16 protein-coding genes are annotated in these 19,811 nt (G+C 66.3%); 5 read left to right on the forward strand and 11 right to left on the reverse strand.

Translation table 11 applies throughout. From position 1 onward, the window contains the following. From VFO93_RS21745 to VFO93_RS21765, 5 genes are all read right to left on the reverse strand, one after another. A partial coding sequence (locus tag VFO93_RS21745) for a hypothetical protein (RefSeq protein WP_325136482.1) occupies nt 1–2,737 on the reverse strand: 2,737 nt, incomplete at its 3' end. Between the two features lie 164 nt (nt 2,738–2,901). After that, entirely contained in the window at nt 2,902–3,798 is an 897-nt protein-coding gene (gene sdaAA / locus VFO93_RS21750) for an L-serine ammonia-lyase, iron-sulfur-dependent, subunit alpha (RefSeq protein WP_325136483.1), read from the reverse strand. Between the two features lie 58 nt (nt 3,799–3,856). After that, nucleotides 3,857–5,749 (reverse strand): M48 family metallopeptidase, encoded by a 1,893-nt coding sequence (locus VFO93_RS21755; RefSeq protein WP_325136484.1) that lies wholly within the window; start codon nt 5,747–5,749, stop codon nt 3,857–3,859. Nucleotides 5,750–5,821: 72 nt separating this feature from the next. Then, on the reverse strand, nt 5,822–6,280 hold the full coding sequence (gene msrB / locus VFO93_RS21760; RefSeq protein WP_325136486.1) for a peptide-methionine (R)-S-oxide reductase MsrB: 459 nt from the start codon (nt 6,278–6,280) through the stop codon (nt 5,822–5,824). A 67-nt stretch (nt 6,281–6,347) separates the two neighbouring features. Then, nucleotides 6,348–7,136: a M949_RS01915 family surface polysaccharide biosynthesis protein gene (locus tag VFO93_RS21765; protein ID WP_325136487.1), complete on the reverse strand. Its 789-nt coding sequence runs from the start codon at nt 7,134–7,136 to the stop codon at nt 6,348–6,350. Between the two features lie 62 nt (nt 7,137–7,198). On the opposite strand from VFO93_RS21765, the gene VFO93_RS21770 reads away from it, so the two are divergent. The 3 genes from VFO93_RS21770 (at nt 7,199) to VFO93_RS21780 (ending at nt 11,102) form a co-directional block, all read left to right on the forward strand. Further along, nucleotides 7,199–8,752: an NAD(P)H-hydrate dehydratase gene (locus VFO93_RS21770; RefSeq protein WP_325136488.1), complete on the forward strand. Its 1,554-nt coding sequence runs from the start codon at nt 7,199–7,201 to the stop codon at nt 8,750–8,752. A gap of 351 nt (nt 8,753–9,103) precedes the next feature. Further along, on the forward strand, nt 9,104–10,405 hold the full coding sequence (locus VFO93_RS21775; RefSeq protein WP_325136489.1) for a hypothetical protein: 1,302 nt from the start codon (nt 9,104–9,106) through the stop codon (nt 10,403–10,405). A 1-nt stretch (nt 10,406) separates the two neighbouring features. After that, nucleotides 10,407–11,102, forward strand: a complete 696-nt coding sequence (locus tag VFO93_RS21780) for a hypothetical protein (RefSeq protein WP_325136490.1) — start codon at nt 10,407–10,409, stop codon at nt 11,100–11,102. A 7-nt stretch (nt 11,103–11,109) separates the two neighbouring features. Here VFO93_RS21780 and VFO93_RS21785 read toward each other — a convergent pair whose 3' ends face one another. Then, complete coding sequence (locus VFO93_RS21785; protein ID WP_325136491.1) at nt 11,110–12,375, reverse strand: tol-pal system protein YbgF; 1,266 nt, start codon at nt 12,373–12,375, stop codon at nt 11,110–11,112. Between the two features lie 312 nt (nt 12,376–12,687). On the opposite strand from VFO93_RS21785, the gene VFO93_RS21790 reads away from it, so the two are divergent. Beyond that, on the forward strand, nt 12,688–13,413 hold the full coding sequence (locus VFO93_RS21790) for a carboxypeptidase-like regulatory domain-containing protein (protein WP_325136492.1): 726 nt from the start codon (nt 12,688–12,690) through the stop codon (nt 13,411–13,413). Between the two features lie 134 nt (nt 13,414–13,547). Here VFO93_RS21790 and VFO93_RS21795 read toward each other — a convergent pair whose 3' ends face one another. The 3 genes from VFO93_RS21795 to pafA all read right to left on the reverse strand — a co-directional run bounded on the left by VFO93_RS21795 (nt 13,548) and on the right by pafA (nt 17,036). Then, a complete protein-coding gene (locus VFO93_RS21795) occupies nt 13,548–14,402 on the reverse strand; it encodes a hypothetical protein (RefSeq protein WP_325136493.1) in 855 nt (284 codons plus the stop codon). 163 nt (nt 14,403–14,565) lie between these two features. Beyond that, on the reverse strand, nt 14,566–15,120 hold the full coding sequence (locus VFO93_RS21800; protein WP_325136494.1) for an inorganic diphosphatase: 555 nt from the start codon (nt 15,118–15,120) through the stop codon (nt 14,566–14,568). A 215-nt stretch (nt 15,121–15,335) separates the two neighbouring features. Next, nucleotides 15,336–17,036, reverse strand: coding sequence for an alkaline phosphatase PafA (gene pafA / locus VFO93_RS21805; RefSeq protein WP_325136495.1), 1,701 nt, complete (start codon nt 17,034–17,036; stop codon nt 15,336–15,338). 82 nt (nt 17,037–17,118) lie between these two features. On the opposite strand from pafA, the gene VFO93_RS21810 reads away from it, so the two are divergent. Next, complete coding sequence (locus VFO93_RS21810; RefSeq protein ID WP_325136496.1) at nt 17,119–17,844, forward strand: HAD-IA family hydrolase; 726 nt, start codon at nt 17,119–17,121, stop codon at nt 17,842–17,844. Here the strand turns inward: VFO93_RS21810 and VFO93_RS21815 are convergent. Together VFO93_RS21815 and VFO93_RS21820 are read right to left on the reverse strand one after the other, a co-directional pair. After that, nucleotides 17,792–19,081 (reverse strand): O-antigen ligase family protein, encoded by a 1,290-nt coding sequence (locus VFO93_RS21815; protein WP_325136497.1) that lies wholly within the window; start codon nt 19,079–19,081, stop codon nt 17,792–17,794. The genes VFO93_RS21810 and VFO93_RS21815 overlap by 53 nt on opposite strands. 66 nt (nt 19,082–19,147) lie before the next feature. After that, nucleotides 19,148–19,675 (reverse strand): 3-hydroxyanthranilate 3,4-dioxygenase, encoded by a 528-nt coding sequence (locus VFO93_RS21820; RefSeq protein ID WP_325136498.1) that lies wholly within the window; start codon nt 19,673–19,675, stop codon nt 19,148–19,150. Between the last annotated feature and the right edge of the window lie 136 nt (nt 19,676–19,811).

Below are 19,811 nucleotides of genomic sequence, written 5' to 3' on the forward strand. Positions count from 1 at the left end.
AAGTGCCGGCGGCGCTCATGTTGAGCGAGCCCACGGTTACGTTTTGGGTGGCGCCCGCCGCCAGCGTGCCCGTGCTCAGGGTCTGGGTCAGCGTCTGGGTGGCGGCCCCGCTCACTACCACCGTCACGGTGGCGGGGTTGGTGGCAAAGTCCAGCGTTTGCGTGCCGTTGTTGCGGATGCTCACTACCACGCTTTCGGCCGTGCCGTAGCAGCCGGCCGTGCCGGGCGCTACCAGGCCCGCGATGCTCAGGTCGACGGCCACGCCGCCCGCGATAAAGCTACCCTCATCGGCCCCGATATCGGGCGTGGTGGTGCTGCGCACGTCGTTGTCGAAGTCGGTGGTGATGCCGCTGATGGGCTGGGCCCGGCCCTCGGCCAGCGTGGGCACGGCCGGGTCGAGGTGCAGGAAGGTGGCCGCCGTGCCGGTGGTGCTCAAAAAGGCAACGTCTTCGGTTTGCGAAGAAGCTTCGCGGGGCGCTACCAGCGTCTTGTAGGCCGCCAGGGTTTGGGCGGCGTTGGTGGCCGTGGTGGTGCCCTCCACGTAAATCAGGCTGGTCGCCGACGGCGTGCCCGCGTAGTAGAGGTTGTTATTGGTGGCCGCGGCCAGGTTGGTAGGTGCCGCGCCGGCCGTGCTGCTGCTATTGCGCAGCGCCGCCGTGTAGCCGCCGGTGCCCGCCGCCGTGCTTTTGTTTACCACGATGTTGTTGCGCAGGTCCAGGGCCGTAGTGGTCGAGCTCAGGTTGATGCCCGACGTACCAAACGTGGCGCCCGTGCTGGCCGCGCTCAGGCCGATGGTGTTGTAGTAGGCATTCACGGCCGTGCTGCCCGCCACGTTCAGCCCGATTACCGCGTTGAGGCCCGTGGCGGCCGGGGCCGTCAGGCCGCCAATCAGGTTGTTGGCCACGGCATACGTGCCGCCGGCCAGGATATTGATGCCGAGCACGCTGCCGGCCGCGCCGGTGGCGCTCAGGTCGTAGAGCTTGTTGCGGCTGACGGTACTGCCCGCGCCCCCCCCCGAGGGAATATACAAGCCCGTTACGGTGCCGCTGCCCGTGGCGATGGCCAGGCCGCCCACGGTGTTCTGGGTTAGGGTCTGCACGTCGCTGCTGCCGGTGCTAGCTGTCACGATGCCGCGCAGCACGCTCGTAGTCGAGGTGCTGGTGCCGCTGATGGTGAGGCCCGTTATCGTGTTGTTGCTCAGCGTTTCGCTGGTAGTCGAAGCCGCCGTGCTGTTGATGCCCACCAGCGTGCCCGTGGTGGTCGAGGTGCCCGCCGTCACGATGGCGTTGTTGCTAATCGTGTTGCCCGTGATGGTGGTGAGCGCCGTGCCCAGCGTGATGCAAAACAGCGAGTTGCTGGCCGTGGTGCCGGTCGGCGTTTTCCGGTTGCCCGAAATAGTGTTATTCGTAATCGCGACCGGCGTCGTGGCCGATATGATAGTCGACGAAATCAGCGTCATGGTGCCGGTGCCGGCTATCACGTTGTTCAGCACGCTGTTGCCGCTCAGCGTCAGCGCCGACCCGCCCGAGCTGGTGATGCCCGTAAACACCCCGGTAGTGGCCGCCGCCGCCGTGCTGTTCTGCACCGTGTTGCCCGTGATGTTGACCGTGGCCGCCGTGGCCGCGTTGGTGATGCCGAGCATCGTGGCCGTCGTGGCCGTGGCATAGGTCAGCTGCACCGTATTGCCGGTGATGTTCACCGTGTTGCCGCCCGCCGGGCCGCCCATCGTGTTGTCGATGCCCACGAGCTGCGCGGTAGTGCCGCCGCTGGCCAGCGTGATGGTGTTGTTGGTGATGTCCAGGTTCGACGAGGTGCCCGCCGGGGTGTACACCCCGCGCAGCGTGGCCGTAACGGTGCTGGCCGCCACCGGCGTCGAGGCCGTGGCCGAGGTGTAGCTGAGCGTGCTGTTGAGCGTGTTGCCCGCTATTTTCAGGCCGTTCTGGTAGGTGCCGCCCACGCCCCAGCCGGGAGATGTGCCGCCAAAGTTGCCGACGGTGTTGCCCGCCGTCACCCCGATTTCGTTGTTCAGGTCGTAGTTGGCCGTAGTAGTGGCCGAGTTGGCGGCGAAGTAGATGCCCACCAGCGCGTTAGCCACCACGTTGCCGTAAACCTTGTTGGCCGAGTTGGCGCCCGTGGTAGCCGTGGCCACCACGGCCGTAGTAGCCCCCGCCGCCGAGGGTGCCCCGTAGATGCCGAAGGTGCCCACGTTGGTTTTGTTCAGCGTCACCACGCAGTTGCGGATGGTGTTGAACTGGCTGCCATCGGTGGCCGATGCCCGAAACAGGGCAATGCCAAATTCGGCCTGCTGCGTGGCCGTGGTGTTCGCCGCGTTTTCGGTCAAACTCAGGCCGTCGATGGTGACGTAGTCGGCCCCCACCAGCGACAGTATCGCATCTAGGTTGGTAGTAGTGCCCACCCCGGCCGTGATAACGGGGTTGGCCCCGGTGCCGGCTTTCTGAAACACGATGGGGTTGGCGCTGGTGCCCGTGGCCGTAATGGCGCCCGCCGTGGGGCTGGCCAGCGTTTCGGTATAGCCCGCCGCGATGTTAAACGTGACGCCGCCCGCCCCCACGCCCTGGGCGTTGAGGTCGGCAATGGCCGCCGCCAGCGTGGCGTAGGTGCCCGGAATGGTTTTGGTACCCGACAGCTGCGCGTGGGCGCCGGGCGTAGCCAGCAGCACCAGCGTAGCACCCGCCAGCCAGTGGCCCAGCCGGTTGCTAAGTAAGGTTGTTCGCATATAAAGCGGTAAAAAAGGAAAAAAGGGGGAATTAAGAAGAAAATAAAAAACCCTTGGCATAAGCCAAGGGCCGAAGATATACCCCGATAATGCGTTATAGCAGCTTCGCCGTGAGGTACTGACAGCCAGCAATTCACCTACTCTTCACCAAGGTGCTGGCCGTCTTATTCATCCGGCAGAATGTTCACGTCCTGCACCAGCACCATTTTCTCGATTTCGCGGCCGCGCCGGGTGTTGGCCAGGCCGCCAAGGGCAGTTTCCTTGTAGCGGGTTTCCATGCTCTGGCCCACCTCGCCGAGGGCCGCCACGCACTGGTCGACGGGGATAACCGGGTCGACGCCCGCAATGGCAATCTGGGCCGACGAAAACGCGATGGCCGCCGCCGAGGCATTGCGCACCACGCAGGGCACCTCCACTAGGCCCGCCACCGGGTCGCACACCAGCCCCAGCATGCACTGAATGGTAATGGCCACGGCGGCAAACACCTGCTCGACCGGGCCGCCCAGGCAGTACACGATGGCCCCGGCCCCCATCGCGGCGGCCGAGCCGGTTTCGGCCTGGCAGCCGCCCACGGCCCCGGCCAGCGAGGCATTCTGCTCGATGATGAGCGCGATGCCCGCCGCCACCAGCAGCCCTTCCAATATCTTCTGGTCGGGCAGGTGGTGGATATTTTGAATGGTCGTGAGCACGCCCGGCAAGATGCCCGACGCGCCGGCCGTGGGCGCGGCCACCACGCGGCCCATGCACGAGTTCACTTCCTTGGCCCCGAGGGCACTCACTACCAGATTTTTAAACTCCGGCGACAGCACCGTCACGGGCGAGGCGGCAATCTTCTTGGCCCCGTTGTTTATCATGCCCGAGCGCGAAGTCATGTCGCCCGTGAGGCCGGTGTGCACGGCGTCGCGCATCACGTCGTAGGCGCGTTGCAGGCCGGGCCAGATGTCGGCCTCGCTCGCGCCCTTCTGCTCGATTTCGTAGGCCAGCACGGGCTGGTAGAGCAACTCACCGGTGGCGGCGCAGTGCGCCTGCCAGGAGGCAAAATCGGTGAAGAGAAGCGACATAAGGGGTGGGAGCAAAAGATTGGGTTAGCGCAGCAGCTACAACGCAGCCGCCGCAAAATTAGCTCGGCAGGCGGTGGTAAATTTCGCTGTCGGCTATCTTCATGGCCTTCTTCCCTACCCACAGCAAGCTATCGACGACGGGAATGAGCAAGGCGGGCCCGGGCAGCTCCACGAGGGGCACCAGGCGCGTAATCCAAGCCTCAATTTCTTCATCAGACTTGAGGCCCGGCCCTTTGTCGGCCCGCAGCACCAAGATGAAGTAGGGCTTTTCGTCGGCCAGGTACTTCAATTGCTTGCGCACGAGCCAGGCCCGGCCCACGCGATGGGCGGAGTCGGCCAGCACGGCCAGCAGGGGCGCCAGCTCGGCCTCGGGGAGGCGGTGCGGCAAAAAGGTATCCTGCGGCGTGCAGCCCTGGCGCTCGGCCTCCACCAGGTCGGTGTGGTCGGCGTGGCTGAGCTGCCGGGCGCTGAGCTGGCGGGCGGCGTCGCGGTCGCCCTGGCGCTGGTGGTAGGCCTGCTGAATGGCCAGCCCCGGCCCCACGAAGTCGGCCTCGCGGCGCATGGCTTCTTCCAGCAGCGGCAGGCCGGCCGCATCGTCTTGGCTAACCAAAATGCGGCCCACCGCAAAGCGCGCGGACGAGCCGTACTTGGCGGAGTCGAACAGCGCCCGGTACAGCGGCAGCGACTCGGCCTCGCCCACGTGGTCTTCGGTGAGGTCGGCGTGCCGCCAGGCATCATCTTCGCCTAAAGCTAAGCCACTTGCTATCTTTTCACTGAGCTCATCCAGCTTGGTGCGCTGGCCGCGCAAATGCTCGTGGCGCTCGCGCCAGATGGCAGCGCGCTCGCGGCGCCACTCGGCGTCCAGTTCTTGCGCCAGGGTGGGCAGGCTGGCGCCTAGCCAAGCTTCGGCGGCGGTGGTGGCGGGCGGGGCGGGGGCCGCCACGGCCTGGCCCAAGGCAGCCAGGCGCTCGCCCAGCGTGGGGTGCGTGTCGAAGGGGTCGGGGTCGGCCTCGGCGGCGCGGCGCAGCAGGGTGCCTTCCTCGTCGGTAGGTAGGCGGGCGGTGCGGGCCACGGCCAAGAGCTGGCTGATGGGGTCGGCGGGCGGGGCGGGCGCGTGGGCCAGCGACTTATTCAGGGGCTTCCAGTAAAAGCGGTCGAGCGCGGGCTCGCGCACCTCGATGGCGCACAGCGCCTCGGCCAGCGCGGCGGGGCTGGTAATGCGGGCGGCCGCCGCGTCGGCTTCAAACTCGGCCGTGCGCCGCAGCGGGTGCGACCAGGCATTGAAGCGCGGCACGTACCAATCGGTGAAGCCCCGCACGATGCTGCGGCGGCCCGACTGCTCCAAATTGCCCACCAGCTGCGCCCACGACTGATTGACGCGGTACACGAGCGCCGCGAAGCGGCCGTGCCCCCCGCGCAAGTGGCCCAGCTCGTGGGCCAGCACGGCCGCGGCCTGCTCGGGCGTCAGGGTTTGGAGCAGCGGCAAGCCCACCAGCACGTAGTTGCGCGGCCAGCCCAGCAAACCCAGGCGCGGCAGCTGCATGGCGGCGGCGTTGTAGTCGGTGGTGAGCACGATGCTGTGCACGGCCGGGGCGCCCAGGGCGCGGGTTTGCGCACGCAGCAGGTCGTGCAGGGGGCTGGCCTCGGCGCGGCTCAGCGGGCGGCCGGCGGGCGGGTCAAACTTCACCCACAGCGAGCGCAGCAGCGTCCACACGAAATACACCAGCGGAATGAGCAGCTTCAGAATAACCCCGCCTACCCCGATGGCCACCACCGCCCACACCAGCCCGCCCAGCAGCCCCAGCGAGCCCAGCAGCAGCAGCGCAATAAAGCAGTAGCCGAGCACCACCCAGCCCTGCACGCGGCGGCGGTAAGCGGCGGGGTTGGCCTGGGCGCGGGGCAGCAGGTCGGTAAGCTTGGCCGCGAAGGCCTCGTGGGTCATGCCGGGCATAAAAAAGCGCGAACCAGCGGGTTAATCCGCCAATTCGCGCTCAAGCTACGCCGCCCGGGCGGCGTTCGCAAGCTAGGCCGGGGCCTTTTCGGTTACGAGCTTAATCGACGCCGAATTGATGCACAGCCGCAGGCCGCTCGGCGGCGGGCCGTCGGGGAAGACGTGGCCCTGGTGGGCGTCGCACACGTTGCAAAGCACTTCCACGCGCACCATGCCGTAGCTGGTGTCTTTCTTGTAGCGAATGGCACTTTCGTCGACGGGCTGCGTGAAGCTGGGCCAGCCGGTGCCGCTCTCAAACTTGGTGCGCGAGTCGTAGAGCGGGGTGCCGCAGCACACGCACGCGTAGAGGCCGGCCTCGTGGGCCTCGCAATATTCGCCGGTGAAGGCGCGCTCGGTGCCGTGCTCGCGCGTGACGTGGTATTGCTGCGGGGTGAGCTCCTGCTTCCATTCGGCATTGGTTTTTTCGACGCGGCGGGGCGGCGCGGGGCTGCCGTGGTTGGCCAGGCGGATTACATCGTTCCAGGTTTGCATATTGGTTTGGTCAAAGTGAGCTTGGGAACTGGAAAACGCGCGCGCCCGCCGGATAGTTGCCGGGCCGCTAGGGCAGCACCTCGGGGCCGTCGTGGGTGCGCCACCGCCGCCACTGCTGCCGGGCAAAAACCCGAAAGGCGGGCGGGGCGGCGGCAAAATCTTGCTCGTTCTGGTACAGGCCTTCCGCCTGCGCATCGTCGGCGCGCTGCCGGGGCGGCAGGCTGTCGAGGCAGCACACCGGGCCGGCCGCCCGGCGCTTGGCCCGCGCCAGTTCCGCGGGCCCGCCCAGCAGTAGCAGGGTCGAGCCGCGCAGCGCGTACTTGGCCGGGCCTTCGTGCATAATCAGCTTGAGCGCGGCCGGGTCAACGCCGCCCCGGCAGGCCAGCGCGTAGAGCACGGTGGTTTCGGTGCGGCCGTTGCCGTCGAGGTCGGTGATGCTGGTGCTGCCGGGCAGCAGGCCCAGCGTCAGGTCGAGCGGGCAGTCGGCCACGGCATCCTGCAGCTGCCACAGCTGCTGGTAGCTGCTGCCGTGGCGCACGTACTGGCGCACCAGCAGCTGGGCCGTGCGCCCCGCGTCTTCGTCCGCAGGTGGCGCGGGGCGGCTGGTGCGCGCCGCTACCAGCAGGTTTTCGCCGTTGGCATCGTGCCAGCGCCAGGCTTCGAGCAGCTCGCCGGCCGGGCGCAGGGCGGCGGGCAGCTGCGCCAGCTTGAGCGGCTGCCGCGCTAGGGGGCGCCCGGCGGGGCTGGCGGCGGGGGCGGCGGGCCCCGCCGGGGCCTTTGGGGCGCTGGCGGCTGGCTGCTTTTCGGAGCAAGCCGCGAGGGCCAGCACGCAGAGAAGATATTTGTAGGATGGCATCGCGGGGCCGGCGCGGCGCAGGTGCGCTGCCGCTTCCGGCCCGCATATTTAGCACTACCCGCATGAAACTCCTCTCCGCCGCCCAAATCCGCCAGCTCGACCAGGCCACCATTCAGGAGCAGCGCACTACCTCCACCGCCCTCATGGAGCGCGCCGCCACGGCCGTGGCCGAGTGGTTTCTGGCGCGCTTCGACCTTTCCGACGCCCCCGACGTGCTATTGCTGTGCGGCCCCGGCAACAACGGCGGCGACGGTCTGGCTTTGGCCCGGATGCTCTACCACGCCGGCTACCCCGTGCGCCTGGGGCTGCTGCCCGCCGCCAGGTACTCCGACGACTACCAGTACAACCACCACGTACTGCCCAAAGTCATTCCCATTCAAGAGCTTGGCCTGGATAGCCTGCCCGAGCTGCGGCCCGAGACGCTGGTTGTGGATGCCCTGTTTGGCACCGGCCTCACGCGCCCGCTGGCCGGCGTGGCCGCCGCCGTGGTGGCACACCTCAACGATAGCCGGGCGCGCGTGGTGGCCATCGACCTGCCCAGCGGCCTGCTGCCCGATGCGCCCCAGCCCGACCCCGCCGCGCCCGTGGTGCGCGCCACTTACACCGTCAGCTTTGGGCCGCCCAAGCTGGCTTTTTTGCTGCCGCAAAATGCGGAGCACGTGGGCGAGTGGCACTCAGAAGATATTCGCCTGAGTGAGACCTTTATCGAGCAGGCCGATACGCCCTGGCACTACACCGCCCTGCCCACCGCGCCGCCCGCCGACTGGCCGCCCGCACCCGCCGGGCACCCCGAAATTCAACTGCCCAGGCGCAACAAGTTTGCTTATAAAAACACCTTCGGCCACGCCCTGCTGCTGGCCGGCAGCCGGGGCAAGGTGGGCGCGGCCGTGCTCAGCGCCGGGGCCTGCCTGCGCGGCGGCGTGGGCCTGCTGACGGTGGCCGTGCCCGGCTGCGGCTACGACATTTTGCAAACCACCCGCCCCGAGGCTATGTGCCTGGCCGACAAGGAAGCGGACTTCCTCAGCGAGCTGCCCGACCTGACGCCCTACCAGGCCGTGGCCATCGGCCCCGGCCTGGGGCAGCACGAAGCCAGCCGCGCCGTGCTGGAGCGCCTGCTGCGCGAGGCTACCGTGCCGCTCGTGCTCGACGCCGACGCGCTCAACCTGCTCGGCGCGCACCGCGAGCTGCTCGATTTACTGCCCGAAAACACCGTGCTTACGCCCCACCTCGGCGAGTTTGCGCGCCTCACCGAAAAAACTCAGGACGACTACCACCGCCTCGATTTGCTGCGCGAATTTGCCCAAAAGCACCGCTGCATCGTGGTGCTGAAAGGGGCCTACACGGCCACCGCCGCGCCCGACGGGCAGGTGTATTTCAACGGCACCGGCAACCCCGGCATGGGCACCGGCGGCAGCGGCGACGTGCTCACCGGCCTGCTGCTGGCCCTGCGCGCCGACCAGCGCCTCGATGCCCTGCTGGCCGCTCGCCTAGCCGTGCTAACCCACGGCCACGCCGGCGACCTGGCCGCCGCCGAAACAGGGGAGGCTGGCTTGGTGGCCGGCGACCTGGTGGCGCATATCGGGCCGGCGCTGCGGGCGCTGGAACGCCCGGCGTAGCCGGCGGCTGGTCGGCCGCTCCACACAGGCTATATAACTCATCAAGTTGCGGCTAGCCCCAGCGGGGCGACCCATCGGTAGTAATTACCAGTAGCACGTGAGTCAAAGCCCCGTAGGGGCGACCCAACCAGTCGAAAGGGTCGCCCCTACGGGGCTTTGCTACGTTGGAGCGGACGATTTTCTACCGACGGAGCACCCCGCTGGGGCTGCGGCTAAAATCCCCCAACTTGGGGTATATAGCAAAATATTCTTCTTCCCGTGCAACCCTGGCCGTGCCGGGCCGGCTCCCTTTCAAAAGAAGCCGCGCCCGGCGCGGCTTTGCTATTCTTTTCACTTTTACCTGTTTGCCGTATGAACCGACTGTTTACCCGCTTGCCCGGCGCGTCGCTGCTGCTGGGGCTGCTGCTGCTGTTTTCCTGCTCGCAGCAGCAGGAGGCCGTGCCCGAATACTCGTACTTGCAGTACGCCACCTACCGGCCGGTGCTGATGACGCGCCCCGCGCTCGAAAGCTCGGTGGCCACCCTGCCGCCCCAGACCATGCGCCACCCCGGTAAAATCTATTTGCGCGGCGCGTATGTGTTTGTCAACGAGAAATTTGAGGGTATTCACGTCATTGATAATACCAACCCGGCGCAGCCGCGGCCGGTGAGTTTTTTGCGCATTCCCGGCAACGTGGATTTGGCCGTGCGCGGCAATTTGCTGTACGCCGACAACGGCCCCGATTTGGTGACGCTCGACATCAGCGACCCGGCCCACGCGCAGCCCACCGGCCGCGTGCGCGACGCCTTCCGCGAGCTGCCCATGCCCGTGACCGGCCCGCTCGAAGAAGCCTACCAGCCCGGCAACCGCCCCAGCAGCTCAATCGTCGTGGGTTGGCGCACGCTTGCGCCCGGCGAGGCGGTGCCCATGCGCGTCACCTACACCGCGCCCCGCGGCGGCCCGATGGTTTTCAACAGCGGGTTCGCCACGAGCACGGCTTCGGCACCGAGCCCTGGGGCGACGGGCGGCACCGGTAAGGGCGGCTCGATGGCCCGCTTCGCCATTCTGGGCCAGACGCTCTACACCGTGGACGACGAAAGCCTGCGCTTGTTTGACTTGCAAAACCCGGCCGTGCCCACCGTAGGCAAGCGGGTGCAGCTGGTGCCGGGCATCGAAACGATTTTCCCGACCGGCCACCACCTCTTTCTGGGCACGCAGCGCGGCATGTACATCTTCGACGTGGCCACGCCCACGGCCCCGGTGCAGGTGAGCTTCTACCAGCACCTCGTGAGCTGCGACCCCGTGGTGGTAGATGGCCGCTACGCCTACGTGACGCTACGCTCGGGCCGCACCTGCGGCGGCGGGGCCAACGTACTGGAAGTCATTGACCTCGATGTACTGAGCCAGCCGCGCCTGGCCCGCGCCTACCCCATGCTGAGCCCGCAGGGCCTGGGGGCCGAAAGCAGCCGCCTCTACGTGTGCGACGACGGCCTGAAGGTGTTCGACACCAGCCAGGCACCGGCCCTGACGCAGGTGCAGAAGTTCGCCACCAGCCTCACCGACGTCATCCCCAACGGCAACTACCTGCTGGCCGTGGGCCCGGGCGGCCTCTACCAGTACCAAATCGGCAGCACGGCCTTGCAGCAAGTGAGCGTGCTGCCCATCGTTCCCTAAAATGGCTTGTTTTTTTTGCTACCCCGCCCCGGCCCGCGTGGCTGGGGCCCTGGGCCTGGCGCTGCTGGGGCTGCGCGCCTCGGCCCAGGCCCCAGGGGCGGGCGGGGCACTCAAGCTTACGCCGCAGCACCTAATAATGAGCGGCTTGTGGCTGGAGGCCGAGCGCGCGCGCGCCGGGCACCCGGGCCAGACCTTCACGCTGGGGGCGCAGCTGTACTGGGGCGGGGCCGGCCGGCCCGACGTGCCCTTCGACCCGGCCGACATCAACCGCGACCGTACCGTGCGCGGCGGCGGCCTGCTCGGGCAGCACCGCTTTTACCTGGGCACTAAAGCGGCGGGCAACCCGGCGCAGCCGCTGGGCTTCTACCTGGGCTATGGCCCGCAGGTGCAGGTTTTTCGACTGAGCTTCAGCCGGAAATGGCACGAGGAAACCGGTCCTAATGGCCTGCCCTACCTGGTGCTGGGGCAGCCGGTGCACTACCACGAAACCGTGCTGCGCTACGGCGCGGCCGGGCAGGCGGGCTACCAGTTTGCCCTCGCCAAGCGGGTGCTGGTAGACGTGTACGCGGGCCTGGGGCTGCGCAAAAGCCACTCGTGGTCAAGCTTCGGCGAAAGCCAGTTTCGCAGCGGGCCCTCCGACTACGCGCACCAGGGCCTGTACTTTCCGGCCGGCTTCAAGGTGGGCGTGACGCTGTAGCCGCCCGCTACTGCGGGTGGGTGCGCAGCCACTTGCGCGCCTCCTGGTACACCTCCTGGCCATCGTCGCCGTCTTCGACCACGGCGCGGTAGTAGCGGCGGGCGGTGGGCAGGTCTTTGTCTTGGGCGGCGAGGCGGGCCAGCCCGGCCTGGGCAAAAATGTAGTAGCTCTTTTTGGCCATGCCGGCCTGCTCCGAGTACACGATGCAGCGCTGGTAGTAGTCTTTGGCCTGGGCTACGTCCTTGTATTTGAACTGCATAAGGTAGCCCATGATGTAGGCCGCCGCCCGGCCGGTGTAGGCCTCGTAGCCCACCTGCCCGGTAGCGTATTTCTGCAAGATGCTCCGGCAGGCCGTTTCGCTTTCGCCAAACTTGCCCGTCTGGAAGCCTAGTTTGGCGTAGTCGAGCTGAAAGCGCGAGTTGTCGGGGTACTGCCGGGCCAGCTGCTGGGCCACTTTGTAGGCTTCCTCGGGCTGGTTTCCGCGGGTACTGTTGAGGATGTTAACCAGAAAAAACCTGGCCTCGGGGCCGGTGTAGAAGGCGCTCTCACTGGTTTGGCGCAGCTGGGCCAGGCCGCGCTCGCGGTTGCCCTTCGGAAAGAAAAACAGCACCGGCCGCAGCCACGGATACTCCTGCCCTATCCACACGGCGTAGTAGTTGAAGAGGCCTTCGCCGAAGAGAAACTCGGGGCTGAGGTCGTTGGCCTCGCGGCTCTTTTCGAGGTAGATGAGCGCCTTGCGGCTGGCCGTGGTGGCGCGCCGCCAGTTGTGCCGCTCCGAGTGCAGCCGCGCCTCGAAGCCGTAGGCCGCAGCCAGAAAAAAGCAGGCTTCATAGTTCTTGTTATCGGCCTTATATAGAGCTTCGGCCTTGGCCTGGGCGGTGTCCACATAGGCCAGGAAGGCTTTGTCGTAGCGCGTGTCATTCACGTTGGTGGGCACCATCTTCCACCAGGTGCTGAGGCCCAGCAGGAAGTAGGCCATCGGGTGCTGCGGGTAGCGCCGCCGCAAGGAGTAAAACTGCTTGTCGGCCTTGGCAAACTTGAAGTTGTAGAGGTTTTGCACGGCCCCGCCCAGCTCCAGCTGAATGTCCTTATCAAGCAGCAGCCAGCCCGAAATATCCACCGCCGCCGGGGCCACGCTCACACTGTCGAGCGCGATTTGGCGGGGCGCGGGCGGCGGGGTCGTCTGGGCCTGCACCCCAGCGATTCCACCCCATAGAGCTAGTAGCAGGCTGCAACCAGGCAGCCAGCGGCGCAAACGAGAAGACAGGCTCATAGGGGTAGTGGGCTAAGATTTCAGAAAGCTAAACTAATGGGCCGCAAGGTTATCGCTAGTCCGCGCCTGCTGCTTACGGGCAAGCAGCGCCTGCGGGTTCGGGCGCAGCCGTAGCAACGGGAGCAACGGGAAAGCCGCGCTAAAAATTTCGTTACCCATTACCATCGCCACGAAGCGGCGAGCCGGTAAGCCCAACGCAACTATTGGCCGGGCGCGGGGCTCTCTGGGTAGCCGCAGCGCCAATTGGCTGCTTGTGCTCAGGGCCGCACTCAGGCCAGGCATGGTAGCTTTTTCTTTGTAGCTTGGCTGTAAATGAAGGTTTTTGAATACTTATTGCCAGCCCGAAACCAGCGGGCCAGCGGCCGGTGGCGCTGGCAAGTAGCCGCGCAGCTACTACTACTCGGGGTACTGCTGGCCAGCGCACGCCCGGCCCACGCGCAGGCCGGCCAGCCCGCGCCGCAGCTGCGCGTGAGCGGCACCGTGAGCGACGCCCGCACCGGGCAGCCGCTGCCGGGGGCAGCCGTGCGCCGCCTGCACACGCCGCGCGGCGTGGTGGCCAATGCCGAGGGCGACTTCCTGATTCCGGCCTACGCTACCGATACGCTGCTTTTCCAGGCGCTGGGCTACAAGCCCCAGCGGCTGCCGCTGCGCGGCACCACGCTGGCGCAGCTGGTAGTGCAGGTGCGCCTGCTGCGCGACTCGGTGCGCCTGGGCGAAGTGCGCGTGACGGCCGACCGCGCCGACCGCAGCAGCATCGACCGCGCCCTGCGCAATATGAAGCGGCCCGCGCCGCCCGTGGTGCACGGTGCCCGCCGGCCGCCCGCACCCAAGCCGCTATTCGCGGTAGACTCGACCCCACCGGCGCTGCCAAAACCAACTATTGCTTCGCCGACTAGCTGGGCCTACGAGAAGCTGTCGCGCGCCGGCAAAGAGCGCCGCAAGGTGCAGCAATTGCAGGCGCAGGATGCCAAGGCGAAAGCTTACAAAAAGCAGTTGGAATACAATAAGGCATTCAAGGACAACCGGGGTTACGAATAGCTGGCTGTCAAGCTAAGGTTTGAGTTAAATTCTGGTCGATGGGGATGAGTGTAGAGACGCAAAATTTTGCGTCTCTACACTATTATTCGCTCCCGCTAAAAGTCAAACGACTTCTTAAAAAATCAACCCGGCTCTCACGCCAGCAGCGACACAGCCGCCTGCACCAGCAGCGCGCCATCGGCCACGAGGGCGAAAAAATAGTCGCCGCGCGTGTCGCGGGCCACGGCGATAACCCAGGCGGCAAAGGCGGCGGGCAGCAGCACTACCAGCGGCGGCGCGCCGCGCCCCAGCCCAATGGCCAACGAGATGCCCAGCAGCGCCAGCGCCACGGTTTTGGCCCCGCGCAAGCCCAGCACTACGGGCATGGTGCGCAGGTTGGTGAGGCGGTCGCGGCTAAAGTCGCGAATATCAAAGACAATGGCCAGGGCCGACACCAGGCAAAACCGCTGCGCCAGCAGCCCCGCCAGCGGGGCCAGCGGCCGGTGCAGCGCCAGCGCGGGTAAGCTCACCGTCACGGCCGACCATACCCCGCCGATAAGAAATACCTTGAGCAGCGGCACCTCGCGCACGGCCCGCCAGCGCCCGCGCCAGGGCAGCAGCGGCAGCGAGTAGCCCAGCGCCACGGCCGCCAGCGGCAGCAGCAGCGGCAGGTAATGCAGCCAGCCGCCCAGCAGCAGCAGCACGGCCCCGCCTAGCGCCGCCGCGCCCGCCAGCCCGGCCAGCAGCCAGCGGTGGCGGTGCTGCCAGGCTTTGCGGCCCGAAGTGCCGGCCGGCTGCCGGTGCTTGAAGGGTAGCGCCGCATCGAGGTTGTAGCAGAGCAGCGTGGCGGCAAAAACCAGCGCTACCGCCTGCCACCCGGCCGCCGAAAAGCCGCCCGGCAGCAGGTGCAGCACGCCCGCCGTTTGGGCGGCAGCGGCCGCCGCCAGCCACGTGCTGCTGTAGAGCAGGGCATCGAGCAGGCGCAGGGGCAGCGGGCGGCGGGGCAGCATAAGTAACTAGTAGCGCGAGCGTTATCGCTCGTAGCCGCCAGCGGGCAGCTAAGCGCGAACTACAAAGTTCGCGCTACTACCACGCACACGGCCGAGGGCACAAAAAAACGTCAGGCCGCGCTACCGCGCGGCCTGACGTTGGCTGGCAAGCCAGCGCGGCGGCTTAGGCCGACTGGTGCTCGGTGCCGAAGGTGGCGTCGTAAAGCTTCACGCTCTCGTCGATGATGCGGTAGGCATCTTCGCGGCCCAGGAACTGCTTCACCACTACCTGCTTGTTTTCCAAGGCTTTGTAGTCTTCAAAGAAGCGCTGCATTTCGCGCATCATGTAGGGCGGCAGGTCGTCGAGCTCGTTGTAGTGGTTCACGCTCACGTCGTGGGCGGCCACGGCAATGATTTTGTCGTCTTCCTCGTCCTGGTCCAGCATCTGCATCACGCCGATTACTTTGGCCTCGACCACGCACATGTGCGGAATATCGACCGAGCACAGCACCAGGATGTCGAGCGGGTCTTTGTCGTCGCAGTAGGTGCGCGGAATGAAGCCGTAGGCGGCCGGGTAATGCACGGCCGAGAACAGCACGCGGTCGAGCTTGAGCAGGCCACTGTCTTTGTCGAGCTCGAACTTGCCTTTGCTGTTTTTCGGAATTTCGATGATGCCGGTTACGGTCTGCGGCAGGTTGTCGCCGGCCGATACATCGTGCCAGGGGTTAAAATGGGCCACGTTGAGATGGGGGTAAGAAGGTGGGTAGTGGGGAATTAATAAATCGGCGCGCAATTACGCGACAAAGTAACTACGGAAGCGGCGGCTGGCCGCGAAAAGCTGGTGTGTACCGTAAGCTTCAGCTTGCGAGCGAGCGCAGCGAGCATCCCCGTTAGCAGACGTTCGCTTACGCCCTGCTCGCTACGCTCGCTGGCAAGCTAAAGCTTACCCTACATTTATTTCATCACCTCCGTCAGCGGGCGGCCGGTGCAGCCGCTGGGCTCCTGAATGTGCAGGTAGCGGGCAATGGTGGGCGCGATATCCACGATTTTCACTTCCTGCGCCGACTCGCCGTGCTTCACGCCCCAGCCCCAGAACAGCAGCGGCACGTGCGTATCGTAGGCCCAGGAGGCGCCGTGGGTGGTGCCCTTCACCACGGGGTAGCCGTAGGCTTCGAGCCAGCCGGGGGCCAGCACGGCCAGCACATCGCCCGAGCGGCTGGCGTAGAAGCCGTTTTGCTGGTAGTGGCCCAGGCCCTCGTTCCAGCTGCCGTGCAGCAGGTCGTGGGCCGTGATGGCCTCCGTGATGTGCGGCTGGGCGCGCAGAATGTCGGCCGCTTCTTCCTGCACGGCAGCCAGGCTCAGCTTCTTCTGGGCAATGAGGCCGTGGTTGAGGTAGGCCTGCTGGTTTTCGTAGCTCAGCAGCCACTGGCCGGGGCCGTGCAGGCGCACCAGCGCCCGCTGCAAACTGTCCTTCACGATGGCCGGGCCCACGCCGCCGCCCGGCAGCCGGTGCGCTTGCAGGAAGCCGGCGGCCTGGTCGGCGGCGTGGTCGGCGGTGAGGAACACCAGCGCCTGGCCCTTGCCCACCTGCTTATCGAGCGCGTCGAGCAGGCGGGCCAGGTCGCGGTCGAGGCGCAGGTAGGTGTCTTCGGTTTCGATGGCGGTGGTGCCAAACTGGTGGCCCACGTAGTCGGTGCTGCTAAAGCTAACGGCCAGAAAATCAGTGTGCGTGCCCTGGCCCAGTTGCTCGGCGCGCAGCGCTTCGAGGGCAAAGTCGGCGGTGAGCGAGTTGCCGAAGGGCGTGGAGCGCACGAGGTCAAGGTTTTGGGGCGTGGCCTTGGGCGGGGTTTCGCCGGCGGCGCGCATAGTGGCGGCCACCGGCGCGGGCGCGGCCCCGCTCAGGCGCGGCAGGTCGTGCGGAAAAACGGGCTTTTCCTCGCCTTTAAAAGCGGCTTCCCAAGCCACGTCGTCGGGCGTGCTCTCGGTGTAGTCGGCGATGGGCAGCAGGGTAGTCCAGGGCTTGCTCAGGTATTCGGCGGCGTGGTTGGCGGCGTTGAACTTGGTCACCCACTCGGGCAACGCCTTGGTGTAGAAGGTACTGCTGATGAACGCGCCGTTGGTGCCGTCGTACCAGTAGGCGGCGTTGGCGGCGTGGCCGGCGGGCAGAATACTACCCCGGTCCTTCATGCTGAGGCCGATAACCTTGCTCTGAAAATTAGTAGCCAGGCGCAGCTCGTCGGTGATGGTGGTGGTGAGCATATGCGCGGGCGACATCTGCCCGGCCGCCACCGAGCCGCCCACCGACTGCACGGTTTTGTCGTCGGTCACGTAGGTGCCTTTGCCGGTTTCGCGCTCGTACCAGTTGTTGCCCACGATGCCGTGGTGAGCGGGCGTGGTGCCCGTGTACACGCTGGCGTGGCCGGGGCCGGTGTAGGTGGGCACGTAGTTGTAGTGGCAGCTTTCGTAGCTAAAGCCCTCGCCCAGCAGCCGCCGGAAGCCGCCGCGGCCGAACTTATCCCAGTAGCGGTAGAGGTAGTCGTAGCGCATCTGGTCGACCACGATGCCGACTACCAGCTTGGGGCGCTTGAGGGCGGGGCCTTTTTTCTGGGCCACGGCGGGCAGCGCCAGCGCCAAGAGCAATAGTATCTTTTTCATGCAAAAGCCGAGAGGAAACGGGCCGCAAAGATACCGCCGCTGGTTTCCGGCGACTTGGGGCCGGATTACGTTAGAATTATGTATGCCCAATTTACAAGCCCTCATTTTCGACATGGACGGCGTTATCCTGGATAATACCCTCATGCAAGCCCGTGCCTTTCAGCTCCTCTTCGAAGACCTGGGCGTGGAGGCCGACGCCTACCAGCTGTTGCGCCGTCTGAACGGGATGCCGGCCACCGACATCCTCAAACAGGTGCTGGAAGAGCCTGCGTCGGAAAAAGATTTAAAAAAATACGCCGACCAGCGCGAGTTTCTCTACCGTACGCTGTACCGCGGCGAGCGCCGGCCCACGGCCGGCCTGGTCGATTTTTTGAAAGCCGCCCGCGCCGCCGGCCTCAAAATCGGCCTCGGCACCGGCTCGGCCAACGACACGCTGAGCTACATCCTCGACTACCTCGATTTGCGCCCGTTTTTCGACATCGTGGTAGGGGCCGACGACGTGGACGCCGGCAAACCCCACCCCGAAACCTACGCCGCCGTGGCCGACAAGCTGGCCATCAAGCCCGAACACTGCCTGGTGTTTGAGGATGCGCTGCTGGGCGAGCAGGCCGCTTACCGGGCCGGGATGCGCTGCGTATCCATCACGAGCACGCTGGCCGGCACCGAGTTTCAGGCTCCGCTGGCCGTGGCGCGCGACTTCACCGAGCTCACGCCCGAGCAGTTGCAGCAGCAGTTTGCCGAAGCAGGCGCCGTACCTAAGCCCGACGCGAAAAAGACAAAGGCGCAGTACCCGAAGAAGCAGAAGTAGCCGCCTCCTGCTGCCGCCGCTCGCCGGCCACCACCAAAAAGCCGTAGCCGAACACGAACAAGTTGAGCCCGATTTGCAAGCTCAACACATCGGTGACGAGCATGGTGGCAGCCTGCAATAAAATGAACAAACAGAGGTAAGCATCGCGCCGTGCCCAGGCCTGGGTGAGCGGCCAGAACACCACCGCCAGCCACAGGGCCAGCCCCACTACCCCGCCGCCCAGCAGGGTTTCGAGGTACTGGCTGTGTACGTCGGCCTGGTTGGCGCGCTTGAGGCCGTAGCTGCGCCAGTCGTACTGGTCGCGCATGGCGGCGTGGGTATCGGCCGGGCCCACGCCCAGCAGCCAGTGCTGCCGGATGACCGGCAGCGCCGCTTGCATGGCGGTGAGCCGCTGCGAGAGCGAAAAATTATTCAGGTCGCGCCCTTTTTCAAACTGCTCGGCATCGTACAGCGTGGCATTCACGCGCAGCTGCACCGATTCGAGCTGCGTGTAGGCCAGCCACGGCCCCAGGCCCAGCAGCAGCAGCAGCCCCAGGCCCAGGCCCAGGTTGCGGCGCAGCAGTAGCCCGCCCGCGCACACCAGCAGCCCCACGTAGAACACCAGCAGCCCGGTGCGGTAGGCCAGCACGTGCAGCGCGGCAGCCGCCACGGCCGCCGCCGCGCCCAGCGCCAGCCGCCAGCCCAGGCCCTCGCGCGGCCTGCTCGCCATGGCCGCGCCCCAAAAAGCGGCCAACGCCAGCAGCACGCCAAAGAAAATGTGGAACACGCCCGTCACGGCCTGCACATTTTGCCCGATGTGGATGGCCGCATTGCCGCTGGCCGGGTCGAGCCAGTATTTGACGACAGTGGCGAGCCCCACGGCGGCCGTGCTTAGCACGTAGAACGTGCCCACTACCCACCGCTGCCGCCCACTCAGGGGCACGCCCGCCGCAAAGGCCAGCGGCACGCCCAGCCACGTAAGGCTCCGGAATAGCTCGTGGCGCCACACGGCCCACTCGCTGGTGTAGAGGCCGCTCAGCAACAAAAACCCGACCATCGCCGCCGCGCGCAGGGCCGCGCCGTTGCGGAAATACAGTTGCACATCGCGGCGCAGGTGTGGGTTGAGCAGCACGGCCAGCACCCCAGCCACGGGGCTGAGCGCCACCAGCGCCCGGCTGGCCAGCAGCCCCACTACCCCCGCCAGCGAGGCCAGCCAAAGCAGGTGCTGCGAAAGACGACCCGAATAATAGTACTCCACAGGCGCAGGCGAAGGCAAGTAAAACAAAGGCGCGGCGGCAAAGGTCGGGCAGCGCCGCCGTGCTACCTAGGCCGCCGGTTTGGGCGGGGCTTCCAGGTAGGTGCCGCACACCTGACAGGTGCGCAGGCTGTCATTGGCCCAAAAGCGGTCCATGATGGGCGGCAGCTGGGCCACGATGTCCGTGATTTCGGCGTATTCCTCGTGCAGCTTGTGGCCGCAGTTTTCGCAGTACCACTGAAAGCCGTCGCGCTCGCCCGCCGTGCGGTAGCGCTCCAGCACCAGGCCCACCGTGCCCGCCGGGCGGCGCGGCGAGTGCGGCACGCCGGGCGGCAAAAGGAACATATCGCCGGGGCCGATGACGATGTCCACCGGCTGGCCATCTTCGATAATCTTGACGGTCATCTCGCCTTCGAGCTGCCAGAACAGCTCTTCGCCTTCGTCCACGTGGTAGTCTTTGCGGGCGTTGGGGCCGCCCACTACCATCACGATAAAATCTTTGTTATCCTTGAAAACCTGCTGGTTGCCTACCGGCGGCTTGAGCAGGTGCCGGTGCTCGGCTACCCATTTCTGAAAGTTGAAGGGACGGGAAATCATCTTTGAATGGCGGAATGGTTGAACGGGTGGATTGTTGAGTGAGAGGTAGTGGGCAGCCCTGGTTGCGGGCGAAAGCAGCGAGATAGCCTTTTCCTGAAGCAGGTCCTTATCTTCTTTTGTTACGTTCTTGTTTGCG

The organism is Hymenobacter sp., assembly GCF_035709525.1.
In the GTDB taxonomy this organism is placed as follows: Bacteria; Bacteroidota; Bacteroidia; order Cytophagales; family Hymenobacteraceae; genus Hymenobacter.

Excerpts from the sequence above, each read along its gene's own strand:
- VFO93_RS21820 (WP_325136498.1), bottom strand. The coding sequence starts at position 19,675 with ATGATTTCCCGTCCCTTCAACTTTCAGAAATGGGTAGCCGAGCACCGG.
- msrB (WP_325136486.1), bottom strand. The coding sequence starts at position 6,280 with ATGCAAACCTGGAACGATGTAATCCGCCTGGCCAACCACGGCAGCCCC.
- VFO93_RS21770 (WP_325136488.1), top strand. The coding sequence starts at position 7,199 with ATGAAACTCCTCTCCGCCGCCCAAATCCGCCAGCTCGACCAGGCCACC.
- VFO93_RS21780 (WP_325136490.1), top strand. The coding sequence starts at position 10,407 with ATGGCTTGTTTTTTTTGCTACCCCGCCCCGGCCCGCGTGGCTGGGGCC.
- VFO93_RS21795 (WP_325136493.1), bottom strand. The coding sequence starts at position 14,402 with ATGCTGCCCCGCCGCCCGCTGCCCCTGCGCCTGCTCGATGCCCTGCTC.
- VFO93_RS21765 (WP_325136487.1), bottom strand. The coding sequence starts at position 7,136 with ATGCCATCCTACAAATATCTTCTCTGCGTGCTGGCCCTCGCGGCTTGC.
- VFO93_RS21755 (WP_325136484.1), bottom strand. The coding sequence starts at position 5,749 with ATGCCCGGCATGACCCACGAGGCCTTCGCGGCCAAGCTTACCGACCTG.
- VFO93_RS21790 (WP_325136492.1), top strand. The coding sequence starts at position 12,688 with ATGAAGGTTTTTGAATACTTATTGCCAGCCCGAAACCAGCGGGCCAGC.
- VFO93_RS21810 (WP_325136496.1), top strand. The coding sequence starts at position 17,119 with ATGCCCAATTTACAAGCCCTCATTTTCGACATGGACGGCGTTATCCTG.
- sdaAA (WP_325136483.1), bottom strand. The coding sequence starts at position 3,798 with ATGTCGCTTCTCTTCACCGATTTTGCCTCCTGGCAGGCGCACTGCGCC.
- VFO93_RS21785 (WP_325136491.1), bottom strand. The coding sequence starts at position 12,375 with ATGAGCCTGTCTTCTCGTTTGCGCCGCTGGCTGCCTGGTTGCAGCCTG.
- pafA (WP_325136495.1), bottom strand. The coding sequence starts at position 17,036 with ATGAAAAAGATACTATTGCTCTTGGCGCTGGCGCTGCCCGCCGTGGCC.
- VFO93_RS21775 (WP_325136489.1), top strand. The coding sequence starts at position 9,104 with ATGAACCGACTGTTTACCCGCTTGCCCGGCGCGTCGCTGCTGCTGGGG.